Origin of the sequence: Micromonospora sp. A200 (genome assembly GCF_029893845.1) — a bacterium.
GTDB classification, from domain to species: domain Bacteria; phylum Actinomycetota; class Actinomycetes; order Mycobacteriales; family Micromonosporaceae; genus Micromonospora; species Micromonospora purpureochromogenes.
Window position 1 is genome coordinate 42686 of record NZ_JARXXY010000039.1, and the last position, 12954, is coordinate 55639.

General features: G+C 71.4%; 12 protein-coding genes and 1 tRNA gene. 5 read left to right on the plus strand and 8 right to left on the minus strand.

What is annotated here, in order from left to right:
• Nucleotides 1-106: 106 nt before the first annotated feature.
• The 7 genes from M2302_RS27875 to M2302_RS27905 form a co-directional block, all read right to left on the minus strand.
• Entirely contained in the window at nt 107-820 is a 714-nt protein-coding gene (locus tag M2302_RS27875) for an ABC transporter ATP-binding protein (protein WP_280840795.1), read from the minus strand.
• Nucleotides 807-1748: an ABC transporter ATP-binding protein gene (locus tag M2302_RS27880; protein ID WP_280840796.1), complete on the minus strand. Its 942-nt coding sequence runs from the start codon at nt 1746-1748 to the stop codon at nt 807-809. The genes M2302_RS27875 and M2302_RS27880 overlap by 14 nt, the downstream gene beginning before the upstream one ends.
• Entirely contained in the window at nt 1741-2898 is a 1158-nt protein-coding gene (locus M2302_RS27885) for a branched-chain amino acid ABC transporter permease (RefSeq protein ID WP_280840797.1), read from the minus strand. Before M2302_RS27885 ends, M2302_RS27880 begins: the two co-directional genes overlap by 8 nt.
• Nucleotides 2895-3878, minus strand: coding sequence for a branched-chain amino acid ABC transporter permease (locus tag M2302_RS27890; RefSeq protein ID WP_280840798.1), 984 nt, complete (start codon nt 3876-3878; stop codon nt 2895-2897). Before M2302_RS27890 ends, M2302_RS27885 begins: the two co-directional genes overlap by 4 nt.
• 64 nt (nt 3879-3942) lie before the next feature.
• Nucleotides 3943-5085, minus strand: a complete 1143-nt coding sequence (locus M2302_RS27895; RefSeq protein ID WP_280840799.1) for a branched-chain amino acid ABC transporter substrate-binding protein — start codon at nt 5083-5085, stop codon at nt 3943-3945.
• A gap of 252 nt (nt 5086-5337) precedes the next feature.
• Nucleotides 5338-6510 carry a hypothetical protein gene (locus tag M2302_RS27900; protein ID WP_280840800.1) on the minus strand — a complete coding sequence of 391 codons (1173 nt, stop codon included), beginning with the start codon at nt 6508-6510 and terminating at the stop codon, nt 5338-5340.
• Nucleotides 6511-6565: 55 nt separating this feature from the next.
• The gene (locus tag M2302_RS27905) at nt 6566-7186 is read right to left on the minus strand and encodes a response regulator (RefSeq protein WP_154943735.1); all 621 of its coding nucleotides are present in this window, start codon (nt 7184-7186) and stop codon (nt 6566-6568) included.
• 94 nt (nt 7187-7280) lie between these two features.
• On the opposite strand from M2302_RS27905, the gene M2302_RS27910 reads away from it, so the two are divergent.
• Both M2302_RS27910 and M2302_RS27915 read left to right on the plus strand, forming a co-directional pair.
• Nucleotides 7281-7356 (plus strand) — tRNA-Leu (locus M2302_RS27910).
• A 31-nt stretch (nt 7357-7387) separates the two neighbouring features.
• Nucleotides 7388-8137 (plus strand): helix-turn-helix domain-containing protein, encoded by a 750-nt coding sequence (locus M2302_RS27915; protein WP_280840801.1) that lies wholly within the window; start codon nt 7388-7390, stop codon nt 8135-8137.
• Nucleotides 8138-8207: 70 nt separating this feature from the next.
• On the opposite strand, the gene M2302_RS27920 is transcribed toward M2302_RS27915, so the two are convergent.
• On the minus strand, nt 8208-9383 hold the full coding sequence (locus tag M2302_RS27920) for an aminotransferase class I/II-fold pyridoxal phosphate-dependent enzyme (protein WP_280840802.1): 1176 nt from the start codon (nt 9381-9383) through the stop codon (nt 8208-8210).
• Between the two features lie 83 nt (nt 9384-9466).
• On the opposite strand from M2302_RS27920, the gene M2302_RS27925 reads away from it, so the two are divergent.
• The 3 genes from M2302_RS27925 (at nt 9467) to M2302_RS27935 (ending at nt 12775) form a co-directional block, all read left to right on the plus strand.
• Nucleotides 9467-9946 (plus strand): Lrp/AsnC family transcriptional regulator, encoded by a 480-nt coding sequence (locus tag M2302_RS27925; protein ID WP_088961197.1) that lies wholly within the window; start codon nt 9467-9469, stop codon nt 9944-9946.
• Nucleotides 9947-10017: 71 nt separating this feature from the next.
• On the plus strand, nt 10018-11040 hold the full coding sequence (locus M2302_RS27930; protein ID WP_280840803.1) for an LLM class flavin-dependent oxidoreductase: 1023 nt from the start codon (nt 10018-10020) through the stop codon (nt 11038-11040).
• Between the two features lie 301 nt (nt 11041-11341).
• Nucleotides 11342-12775: a pyridoxal-dependent decarboxylase gene (locus tag M2302_RS27935; RefSeq protein ID WP_280840804.1), complete on the plus strand. Its 1434-nt coding sequence runs from the start codon at nt 11342-11344 to the stop codon at nt 12773-12775.
• Nucleotides 12776-12954 lie beyond the last annotated feature (179 nt).

Genomic DNA, 12954 nt, shown 5'->3' on the forward strand with positions numbered 1-12954 from the left:
CCGGGCGGCGGCACCGCGCTGGTAGGAGGGAAACCGACATCCGGGCAGACGCCGGACGGCCGCCCGCCCCCTGGGGGACGGACGGCCGCCGACGCTACGACGCAGCTCAGGCCACGCCGAGGTACGCCTCCTTGACCGCCGGGTCGGTGAGCAGGTCCTGACCGGACCCCTCCTTCACGATCCGACCGGTCTCCAGCACGTACCCCCGGTGCGCCCGGGAGAGCGCCTGCTGGGCGTTCTGCTCCACCAGCAGGATCGTGGTGCCCTGCTCGTTGATCTCGGTGATGATGTCGAAGATCTGCCGGATCACCATCGGGGCCAGGCCCATCGACGGCTCGTCGAGCAGCAGCAGCTTCGGCCGGCTCATCAGCGCCCGGCCGACGGCGAGCATCTGCTGCTCACCGCCGGAGAGCGTGCCGCCGGCCTGCTTGCGCCGCTCGGCCAGCCGCGGGAAGAGGGTCAGCACCCGGTCCAGGTCGGCGGCGATGCCGGCGGAGTCCCGCCGGGTGTACGCCCCCATGTCCAGGTTCTCCATCACCGTCATGCCGGGGAAGATCTGCCGACCCTCGGGCGACTGGCACAGCCCCCGGACGACCCGCAGGTCGGCCCGGAGCTTGCTGATGTCCTCGCCGTTGAAGGTCACCCGGCCACCGGCGAGCGCCCGGGTCCCGGAGATGGCCCGCATGGTGGTGGTCTTGCCGGCGCCGTTCGCGCCGATCAGGGCCACCACCTCGCCCTCGTTGACGGTCAGGCTGATGCCGTGCAGGGCCTCGATGCGGCCGTACGCGACGCTCACGTCGTTCAGCTCAAGCAGCGTCATCGGCGGACTCCCCCAGGTATGCGGCGATCACCTTCGGGTTCCGACTGACCTCGGCGGGCGCCCCTTCGGCGATCTTGCGGCCGAACTCCAGCACCACGATCCGGTCGGTGACCCCCATTACCAGGCGCATGTCGTGCTCGATGAGCAGCACGGTCAGCCCCTTGTCGCGGATCTTCCGGATCAGGGTGAGCAGTTCCTCCTTCTCCGCCGGGTTGAAGCCGGCGGCCGGCTCGTCCAGGCAGATCAGCTTCGGCTCGGTGGCCAGCGCCCGGGCGATCTCCAGCCGACGCTGGTAGCCGTAGGGCAGGTTGCGGGCCTCGTCGTTGGCCCGGTCGGCGATCCCGACGAAGCGCAGCAGCTCCAGCGCCTTGGCCTCGGCGGCCCGCTCCTCCAGGATGTGCCGCGACAGGCCGAAGGTCTTCGCGCACGACCGACGCACCTGCTGCCAGGTCCGCTTGATGCCGTCCGGGGCGGTGACCTGCGGCAGTTCCTCCGGCTTGGGGCGGACCCGGTAGAGCCGGAACAGCGCCCCGGGCACGCTCGTCTTGTGCCGGGAGTCGGTCCCGACCATGACGTTCTCCAGCGCGGTCATCTCCGGGAACAGGCGGATGTTCTGGAACGTCCGCGAGATGCCCAGCCGGCTGATCTGGTGCGGCTTGCGCCCGGTGACCCGCTCGCCGCGGAACCGGACCGCGCCCGAGGTGGGCTTGTAGACGCCGGTCATCACGTTGAAGCTGGTGGTCTTGCCGGCGCCGTTCGGCCCGATCAGGCCGAGGATCTCGCCCTCGTAGATCTGAAAATCGATCTTGTCGAGGGCGACCACGCCGCCGAAGCGGAGCGTGACGTCGTCGACTTCGAGCAGCACCGGCCGCGGACCCGGCTGCGCCGGGATCTTCGGCGTGGCGGTGCTGGTGGTCTCGTCAGACATGAGCGGGCGCCTCCTCTGCCTCCGCCGCGCGGTCCTTCAGCTCACGGGCCCGCCGCCGGCTGGGGATGAGGCCCTGCGGACGCAGGATCATCACCAGCACCATGGCCAGGCCGAAGGCCAGCCACCGGTAGTCGGCGATCTCCCGGAACCGCTCCGGGAGGTAGGCCAGCAGCACCGCACCGAGCGAGACCCCGACCATGTTCCCCGAGCCGCCGACCACGACCATGGCGACGAAGAGGATGGAGAGGTTCGCGTTGAACTGGGTCGGGTCGATGAACGCGTTCCGGCTGGCGAAGAGGAACCCGGACAGGCCGCCGAGCGCCGCGCCGATGGCGAACGCCCAGAGCTTGAACTTGAACGGGTAGACACCCATCACCGCGGCGGCGTCCTCGTCCTCGCGGACGGCCAGCCAGGCGCGGCCGACCCGGCTGCGCTCCAGCCGGCGCACCGCGAAGACCATCAGCAGCACCGCGGTGATCGCCAGCCAGTACCACGGCTTCGCGTCGATCAGGCCGAACCATTCGTTCTCCGCCGCCGGCGGACCCTCCGGGCCCGGGATCGCGGAGATGCCCTGCGGGCCGTTGGTCACCCCGTTGGCGTTGCGGGCCACGATCCGGATGATCTCGCCGAAGCCCAGCGTGACGATCGCCAGGTAGTCACCGCGCAGCCGCAGCGTCGGCCAGCCCAGCAGCACCCCGAAGACCATGGTGAGCACGATCGCCAGCAGCAGGCAGATCGACCAGGTGACCGCCCAGGTCGGCGGCAGGTCGAACTCGTTCTGGATCCACTTCACCACCGGCGAGTTGACCGAGCCGAACAGCGCCACGCTGTACGCGCCGACGGCGAAGAAGCCGATGTAGCCGAGGTCGAGCAGGCCGGCCAGGCCGACCACCACGTTCAGACCGATCGCGACCAGCACGTAGATGGCGCAGACGAAGAGCACGCCGGCCCAGTTGTTGCCACCGGCGATCGAGTCGGTGCGCAGCCAGGTCAGGCCAGGGATGCCGAGCAGCGGCAGGTAGTACAGGAAGCCCACCAGGGCCACGAGCGCCGCGATCCGCTGCCACTTCGGCAGCGCGCTGAATCGGTCACCGACGGAGGTCAGCATGCCGACCCGGCGGCGGTCTGCGTTCCGAATCCTGTCGATCATGCGCGGGCCCTCCCGAGCGACTCGCCCAACAGGCCGGTCGGGCGGAACATCAGCACCACGATGAGGACGATGAACGCGATGACGTCCTCCCAGTTGGAGGCGAAGAGCGTGGCGCCGTAGACCTCGACGACGCCGAGGAACAGACCACCCACCAGCGCGCCCCGCAGGTTGCCGATACCGCCCAGCACCGCGGCCGTGAACGCCTTGAGGCCGAGCACGAAGCCGATGCTGTTCTGGGTGAAGCCGAAACGCATGCTCCACAGCAGCGCGGCCGCGCCGGCCATGATCCCGCCCAGCACGAAGATCAGCATGATCACGCGCTCCTGGTTGACGCCCATCAGCGCGGCCGTCTCCGGGTTCTGCGCCACCGCCCTCACGCCCCGGCCGTAGCGGGTGCGGTTGATGAACCAGTCGAGGAGGGCCATCATCACCACGGCGGAGACGAAGACGATCACCTGGATGTTGGTGATCGACGTGCCGCCGATCTGGAACAGGGTCTCCTGCTTGATGATCGTCGGCATGCCGACGATCTGCCGGGCCCGACCGAACAGCGACGGCAGCGCGCCGCCCGCCACGTCGGGCAGGAGCAGGCCGAAGACCTCGACCAGCACCAGGGAGAGGCCGATCGCGGTGATCAGGAAGATCAGCGGCGGGGCGTTCTTGCGCCGCAGCGGGCGGTACGCGATCCGCTCGATCGCCAGGGCCGTGCCGCCCGAGGCGACCGCCGCGGCGATCAGGCCGAGCACCAGGAAGAGGATGGCCTGGCCGATCGGCGGGTTATTTTGCACCCCGAAAGCGGTCCACACGCCCAGCACCGCGAAGGTGCCGACCATGAAGACCTCGGAGTGGGCGAAGTTGATCAGTCGCAGTACGCCGTAGACGAGGGTGTAGCCCAGGGCGATCAGGGCGTAGATCGCCCCCTTGGACAACCCGTCGACGGTGTGCTGGCCGAGGTGGCCGAAGAGTTCGTCGAAATTCACCGGGGTCTCCTTGCATCGAGTGCGGCCGGGGACGACACCCCGGCCGCACTCCAGTGCCATGACGTCAGCTGAGCTTGAGCTCCTGCAGAGCAGTGATCTCCGTGCCCTTGATCTGGTACGCCCAGATGACGACCTTCGACGGGTCGACATCGCCCTTGTCGTCGAACTTGATGTACTTCGAGACGCCCTGCTTGTCGTAGGACTTCACGTAGGCGAGGATGTCGGCCCGGCTCTTCTTGCCGTCCTTGAACGCGTCCAGGTAGACCTGGGCCGCGTCGAAGCCCTCCGCGCCGTAGGAACCCGGCGCCTGGCCGAACTTCTTCTGGTAGTCGGCGGAGAAGGTGCCGCCGGCCTTGTCGGCCGGGAGGCAGGGGCAGGTGATGATGGCGCCCTCGGCGCCACCCGACGCGCCCTGCGGGAACGCCGGGTCGTACAGACCGTCCGGGCCGACGAACTTGGCCTGGACACCGGCCGCGCGCATCTGCTTGACCAGCGGGGCCGCCTCACGGGTGTAACCGCCGTAGAAGACGAAGTCCGCCTGCGCCGCCTTGATCTTGGAGATCGTCGCGTCGAACTGCGACTGCTTCTCCTGGATCTTGTCCGTGCCGGCGAGCTGCAGGTTCTTGCCCAGCTCGGCGGTGATGCCCGCGCCGTAGGCGCTGCCGTCGTCGATGGCGAAGACCTTCGCCGCGTTCTGCGACTTCATGTAGGTCGCCACGGCGCCCGCCTGGGTGCCGTCGTGGCCTACCACCCGGAAGAAGGACTTGTTGCCCTTCTGGGTCAGGTCGGTCCGGGTCGCCGACGGGCTCACCATCGCCAGGCCGGCGGCCTGGTAGATCGGCATGGTGGCGTCGGACTCGCCGGAGAAGTGACCACCGATGACGCCGAGGAACGAGTTGTCACCGGCGATCTGGTTCGCGAACGGGGTCGCCACCGCAGGGTCACCCTGGGTGTCGAACTCCTGCATGGTGACCTTGCAGTCCTTGTTCTTCTCGTTGAACTGCTCGACGGCGAGCTTCGCGCCGTTCAGTGACGGGATCACCAGGCCCGCGTTGTCACCGGTGAACGCGCCGAAGATAGCGATCTTGCCACCGCAGTCGCCGGACGCGGTGCCGCTGCCACCGCCAGAGTCCTGGCAACCCGCGGCGCCGACCATCGCCGCAGCGATCGCGGCGGCTCCGAGCACCCGTACATAGCTACGCCTCACGGCTTCCTGACCTCCTCCAGAAGCAGATGGCGACGGCACCGAGAAGGACGGCGAGAGTACAGCCCGCACCACCACCCCACCCGGCAGGGACGCCCCTGCGTTACGGCTCGTGATGGCGGAGCGTACCGACACTCATACGGTCGAGGAAGGGCTTGGGGCGTGGTCTGCCAAACCGTTACGAAGACGCGCGCGATGGATACGGACGCCGTAACAGGTGGTTCCCTGAGCGGTCCTTAAGCCCCAGCTGTGCCCTCACCGCGGAACGGCGAGCATCGGGGCCGACCAGGCCGCGGAGCGGACACCGTCGTCGGCGAAGATCCACAGCCGCTCCCCCACCGCCGCCAGCGCCACGTCCCGGTCCGCCCCGGCCGGCACCGGACCCGGCAGCTCGACCCGCCGCCAGGACCCACCCCGGTCGGCGGACGTCCAGACCGAACGGGACTTCCCGTCGGAAACCGCCGCCACCAGCCACCCACCCGCCGTGACCAGGCCGTCCACCGACGGCACCTGCGACGGCGCCGCCCCGCCGAAGCCGCCGGCGGCCGCCCACCGGTCACCGTCGCGCCGCCAGGCGCCGAACGCCCCGCCCCGCAGCCCGACCGCCACCGCCGCACCGTCGACCAGGACGACCCGCTGCAACTCCTCGTAACGGTCGGTACCGGGCAGCGCCGTCCGCCGCCAGGTGCGGCCGTCCGCCGACGACCAGGCGACCGGGTCGCGGTCGATCCGGCCCGCCGGCAGCACGCCGCCCACCGCCAACCACCCCCCGGGTACGCCCACCGCGTCGAACGCCCAGCTGACCCCGCGCCCGTCGCTGGCCAGCTCCGGCGCCCCCTCCACCAGGGCGAAGTCCGCCGCGTCCGGCGACACCCAGGCCGCCGCGCCGCTGGACCGGTTGCCGACGATCAGCCAGCCGGCCGGCCCGCCCGTCAGGCGGGACACGTTCACCGCCTTGGGCCCGCCGTACGTCTCGAACGAGGCGGACACCTCGACCAGCCCACCGTCGGGGCGCTGCTGCCAGGTGCTCACCCGGGGATAGCCGTGCGCGCCGCCGACCTTCGCGCCGATCACCGCCAGCGCACCGTCGCGGCAGCCGGCCGAATAGAGCACGTTCTGCTTGCCGTAGAAGGAATCCGCGGCGATCGGCACGATCGTCCAGTTCGTACCGTCCCGGCTGGTCCACGCGGCCGGCCGGGTGCCGCCGGCGGTGTCGGCGACGCCGCCCACCGCGTACCACCGGCCCGCGCAGGCGGTCGCGTCACGCAGCAGCGCGCGGCCCGGCGGACCCGGCGGCGCCGGCAGGGTCAGCGCCTGCCACGCCGGGCGGACCGGCTCCTCGGCAGGGCGTGGCGCGGGCGCCGGATCACAGGCGGCCAGCAGCACGGCGAGGACGCCGAGCACCGCGAGCACGCGCCGAGTGGACACGCGTCGATGCTAGCCACCGCCGGTGGTTTCCGGGGACCCGGCGGGCCGACCGGTGTCAGGCGGTCGGCTGGGCGACCTCACCGCCGGCGGTCTCCGCGAGGATCCGCTCGGCGACCTCCTTCATGGTCATCCGGTGGTCCATCGCCGTGCGCTGGATCCACTTGAACGCCTGCGGCTCGGTCATCCCGTACGTGGTCATCAGCGCGCCCTTGGCCCGCTCGACGGTCTTGCGGATCTCCAGCCGGTCGGTGAGGCCGGCGACCTCCGACTCCAGGGCGGCGATCTCCGAGTAGCGCGACAGCGCGATCTCCACCGCCGGCACCAGGTCGCTCTTCTGGAAGGGCTTCACCAGGTACGCCATCGCGCCCGCCGCCCGGGCCCGCTCCACCAGGTCGCGCTGGCTGAACGCGGTCAGGATGATGACCGGGGCGATGCGGGCGCCGGCGATCCGCTCGGCGGCGGCCAGCCCGTCCATGATCGGCATCTTGATGTCGAGGATGACCAGGTCCGGCTTCAGCTCCTCGGCCAGCCGGACGGCGGTCTCGCCGTCGCCGGCCTCGCCGACGACCTCGTAGCCCTCCTCGACCAGCATCTCGGCCAGGTCCAGCCGGATGAGCGCCTCGTCCTCGGCGATCAGTACCCGCCTGCGCTCGGCGTCCGTCTGCGTCTCGGCCACGAGCCACTCCCACCAGTCTGTGCTCGACACCCGCCGTGCCGGGTGTCGCCGCCCTTAGCGTAATGGGTAGTCTGTTAAGACCGAATCACGGAACGCCCCTGTACTCCAACGGAAGAGAGACGGAGCTCAAACCTCCGACAGTGTGGGTTCGAGTCCCACCGGGGGCACCAGATTGTCGTACGGGCGTTCGAAGATGGCCCCGTGCATTCCCTTGAGATCCGCTCCCGCGCCCGTGAGCAGTATCTGGCCGGTAACACGGTCGCCGAGGTCGCTCGCCGGTTCGGCCTGCCGTATCCGACCGTTCGTCACTGGTGCAAAGATCGGCGCGAACCGAAGCGGCACGCCACCCAGGCGCGCTGCTTCCGCTGCCGGGCTGACGTCGACAATCCGACAAAGCCCGCCGCCTACGCGTACCTCCTCGGCCTCTATCTCGGTGATGGTCACCTCGTCACCGCAGCCCGTGTGCCGGTGCTGCGGATCTACTGCGCCGATGCCTGGCCAGACCTGATCACGCTCTGCGACAAGGCGATGCGGGAGGTGCTGGCGGGTTCGGTTCAACGGGTGCAGAAGCAGGGTTGTGTCACCGTGCAGAGCTACGGCGTGCACTGGCCATGCCTGTTTCCGCAGCACGGGCCGGGCAAGAAGCACGAGCGGCCGATCGTCCTCGCCGACTGGCAGCGCGAGATCGTCGAGGGCCACGCGGGTGACTTCCTGCGGGGCCTCTTCCACTCCGACGGCTGCCGGGTCAGCAACCGGGTCACCGTCCGCGGCAAGGGCTACGTCTATCCGCGCTACATGTTCACCAACGAGTCCGCCGACATCATGGGGCTCTGCCAGTGGGCCCTCGACCTGCTCGGCATCGCCTGGAGGATGAACCGCCGCAACTCCCTCTCCGTCGCCCGACGGGAGGCGGTCGCGGCCCTCGACCGGCACGTCGGCCCGAAGTCATGAACCCGACATGACGGACTTCAGGGCGAGGCGCGGGTCGCCTCAGCCGCGCGACAGGAACGGCGAGCGCCGGTCAGAGCACTCCGAGCGCCCGCTCCAGGTCGGCCCGCAGGTCCTCCGGGTCCTCCAGCCCGACGGAGATCCGCAGCAGCCCGCCGCCCGGCTTGGCCTCCCCCGCCACCGGCCGGTGGGTGAGCGAGGCCGGGTGCTGGATCAGGGTGTCCACCCCGCCGAGCGACACCGCGTGGGTGATCAGTTCGCAGGCGCCGGCGACGGCCGCGGCGGCGGACGCGCCCCCGCGTACCTCGAAGGCGAGCAGGCTGCCGGTGCCGGACATCTGGCGGCCGACCAGGCCGGACGGGTCGTGGACCGAGGGGTGGTGCACCCGGGCGACGGCCGGGTGGCCGGTGAGCCAGCCGGCGAGCTTCTCCGCGCCGGCCTGCTGGGCGCGGACCCGCAGCGGCAGCGTCTGCAGGCCCCGGTGCAGCAGGTACGCGCCGAGCGGGTGCAGCACGGCTCCGGTGACGGCGCGGACCTGGCGCAGTCGGGCGGCCCAGTCGGCGTCGCAGGCGACGACGCCGGCGAGCACGTCGCCGTGGCCGCCGATGCTCTTGGTAGCGCTGTGCAGGACGAGCGCGGCGCCGTGCCGGGCAGGCTGCTGGAGCACGGGCGTGGCGACGGTGTTGTCGACGAGCAGCGGGACGTCGCCGGCGGCGGTGGCGAGCGCGGCGATGTCGACCAGGTCGAGGGTGGGGTTGGCGGGCGTCTCGACGATCACCAGGGCGGTGTCGGGGCGGACGGCGGCGGCGACCTCGTCGGGGCGGGCCCAGGTGACCTCGGTGCCGAGCAGTCCGGTGGCGAGCACGTGGTCGGTGCCGCCGTAGAGGGGGCGGACGGCGACGATGTGCCGTTTGCCGTCCCGGGTGGCGGCGAGCAGCGCGGCGGTCAGGGCGGCCATCCCGCTGGCGAAGGCGACGGCCGCGGCGGTGCCCTCCAGTTCGGCCAGGGCGGTCTCGAAGCGGGCCACGGTGGGGTTCCAGAGCCGCTGGTAGACGGCGCTGGCGCCGGCCGGGAGGGTGCCGCCGGTGGCGAGCAGTTCGTACGCGTCGCCGCCGCCCTCGACCGAGGGCAGCGGGTTGGTGGTGGAGAGGTCGATCGGCGGCACGTGGACGCCGAGGCCTGCGAGATCGTCGCGGCCGGCGTGCACGGCCCGGGTGTCCACGGTCGTCATGCCGGAAGCGTCGAACAATAAGCTGTCGCCGGGCAATAGGATCGAAGATGATTCTGTAGGAGCCGCTTTCGTTGTCGGGGCATTCGCGGAAGGATGTTCACATGCCCCCTGCGCCGAATGATGTGCGGCCGTTCGCCGCGCTGGACGACGTGGACCGAGCGATCCTCACCGAGCTGGCCGCCGACGGCCGGCTGCCGAACAACGCCCTCGCCGAGCGGGTGGGAGTGGCCCCCTCGACCTGTCTCACCCGGACCCGGGCGCTGCGCGACTGCGGGGCGATCCGCGGCTTCCACGCCGAGGTGGACCCGGCCGCGGTGGGGTTGCCGTTGCAGGCGCTGGTGTCGGTCCGGCTGACCGCGCACGAGCGGGCCGCGGTGGACGCCTTCCGGGCCCGGTCGGTCCGGCTGCCCGGGGTGGTGTCGGTGTTCCACGTGGCCGGCGCGGAGGACTACGTGCTGCATGTGCGGGCGGCGTCCGGCGACGCCCTGCGCGACTTCGTGCTCGACCACCTCGCGGTGGACCCGGCCGTGCAGCACACCCAGACCAGCCTGATCTTCGAGCAGGCTCGCGGCATGGGCTGACCGGCGGGCGCCGACGGGATGGATCGGGTCACCCGTACCCGACGAGGGGAACAAATCCGGCGCGCGGCGGGTTGGCCACAGCCGTGATCGACGTACCGATGTCTGTTCTTGATCTTGCGCCGGTGGCCCGTGGGGCGTCCGCCGGGGAGGCCCTGCGGGCCACCACCGAGCTGGCCCGCCGCACCGAGGAGCTGGGCTACCGCCGGTTGTGGGTGGCCGAGCACCACAACATGCCGGCGATCGCCAGCTCCGCGCCGGCGGTGCTGCTGGCGCACCTGGCGGCGCACACCTCGACGATCCGGCTGGGCTCCGGCGGGGTGATGCTGCCCAACCACGCGCCGCTGGTGGTCGCCGAGCAGTTCGGCACGCTGGAGGCGCTGCACCCGGGCCGCATCGACCTGGGCATCGGCCGCGCGCCGGGCACCGACCAGGTGACCGCGCTGGCGCTGCGCCGCACCATGGAAGGGCTGTCGGCGGAGGGCTTCCCGCGCGAGCTGGCGGACCTGATGAACTACTTCAGCGGCGACGAGCCGGGGCAGATCACCGCCACCCCGGGGCTCGGCCAGTCCCCCGCGGTCTGGCTGCTCGGGTCCAGCGGCTTCAGCGCCCAGCTGGCCGGGCTGCTCGGGTTGCCGTTCTCGTTCGCGCACCACTTCAGCGCGCAGAACACCCTTCCCGCGTTGGAGCTGTACCGGCAGAACTTCCGCCCGTCGCGCTGGCTGGAGCAGCCGTACGCGATGGTGGCGGTGAACGTGGTGTGCGCGGAGACCGACGAGCGGGCCGAGTGGCTGGCCGGGCCGAGCGCGCTGTCGTTCCTGAAGCTGCGCTCGGGGCGGCCGGAGCCCCTCGCCACGCCCGAGGAGGCGGCGGCGTACCCGTACAACGAGTTCGAGCGGGAGTTCGTGCGGCAGCGCCGCGACGGGCAGGCCATGGGTTCGCCGGAGACGGTCCGCCGGCAGCTCGGCGACCTGCTGGCGCGCACCGGCGCGGACGAGCTGATGGTCACCACGATGGTGTACGACGTGGCCGACCGGGTGCGCTCCTTCGAGCTGGTCGCCGACGAGGTGGCCGGCGGGCTCAGGCGGAATGCCTGAAACACGCTCTTCATACCCACGTCACCCCAGTGTCGCGTGCCGCGCCTAACTTGGTGATCGGTGGTGGTACGGCACTCCCGGTCGGGACGGGTCGGGGGTGCTGCGGTGTGGAGCACCGGGTCGCCAGTGGTGCGGATTCCGCAGCTGGCGACCCGGTGCCTACCGGATCGAGGCTTCGGGCTCAGCGCAGGTAGATGTTCCGCGTGGGCGGGGTGCCCATGCCATCGCCGAACGCCTTCCCGCCCGCAACGGCAGTCGCTCGGCCCTTGCCCGCGCCGGATCGGTTTGGTCGACTCGTCGGATGGCTGAGCACATGGACCCGGACGAGTTCCGCCGCGCCGGGTACGCGGTGGTGGACTGGATCGCCGACTACTGGACGACGCTCGGAAAGCGTCCGGTTACCTCGCAGGACCCGCCCGGCGCGGTGGCGGCGGCGCTGCCCGTGAGCCCGCCCGAGCACGGCGAGCCGGTCGAGGCCGTGCTCGCCGACCTGGACACCCTGATCACTCCCCGGCTGACCCACTGGCAGCACCCCGGGTTCTTCGGCTACTTCCCGGCCAACACCTCCGGCCCGAGCGTGCTCGGCGACCTGGTCAGCTCCGGGCTCGGCGTGCAGGGCATGCTCTGGGCCACCGGCCCGGCCTGCACCGAGCTGGAGACGGTGATGCTGGACTGGCTCGCCGGGCTCATGGACCTGCCGCAACGGTTCCGCTCCACCGGTCCGGGCGGCGGGGTCATCCAGGACTCGGCCTCCTCGGCCACGCTGGTCGCCACCCTGGGCGCGCTGCACCGGGCCAGCGGCGGCCGGTGGCGCGCGGTGGGCATCGACCGCCGGTACCGGGCGTACACCTCCACCCAGGGGCACTCCTCCATCGAGAAGGCGGCGCGGATCGCCGGGCTGGGCGAGGACGGGGTCCGCCCGATCGAGGTGGACCCGGAGACGCTGGCGATGCGCCCGGCGGCGCTGCGGGCGGCGATCGAGGCCGACCGGGCCGCCGGGGACGTACCGGCGATCGTGGTGGCCACCATCGGGACGACCTCCACCACCGCCGTGGACCCGCTGCCGGAGATCGGCGCGATCTGCGCCGAGTACGGCGTCTGGCTGCACGTCGACGCCGCGTACGCGGGGGCGGCGGCGGTCTGCCCGGAGCTGCGCTGGTCGCACGCCGGGCTGGAGCAGGCCGATTCGTACTGCTTCGACCCGCACAAGTGGCTGCTCACCGGCTTCGACTGCGACGCGTTCTGGGTGGCCGACCGGGGCGAGCTGATCGAGGCGTTGACGGTGATGCCGGAGTTCCTGCGCAACGCCGCCACCGAGTCCGGCGCGGTGATCGACTACCGGGACTGGCAGGTGCCGCTGGGCCGGCGCTTCCGGGCGCTGAAGCTCTGGTTCGTGCTCCGCTGGTACGGCGTCGAGGGGCTGCGCGCGCACATCCGCGCGGGCGTCGCGCTGGCCGACCGGTTCGCCCGCCGGGTGACGGCCGACGACCGGTTCGACCTCGCCGCACCGCACCCGTTCTCGCTGGTCTGCTTCCGGCTGCGGGCTGGCGACGAGGCGAGCGCCGCGCTGCTGGCCCGGGTCAACGACACCGGCCGGGTGCACCTGACGCACACCCGGGTCGGCGGGCGGTACACGCTGCGCCTGGCGGTCGGCTCGCCGCTGACCGCCGAGGAGCACGTCGACGAGGCGTGGGAGCTGCTGGCGTCCGCGGCGAGCGACGTGCTCGCCGGCTGACACCTCACTTGGCGGCGGGCGGCGGGCGGCGGGCGGCGGGCGGCGGCATTCTCCCTGCCGAGCGATATGCCTCAGGGGCATAAATATGGGTCTTGTGACGCATGTGTGGGTGGTTCGGTGCGTCGTTTATGGCGCATGCCGTTGTCCTGCCTAGGTTCTGGCTTGTCGAAGGTCAGAAC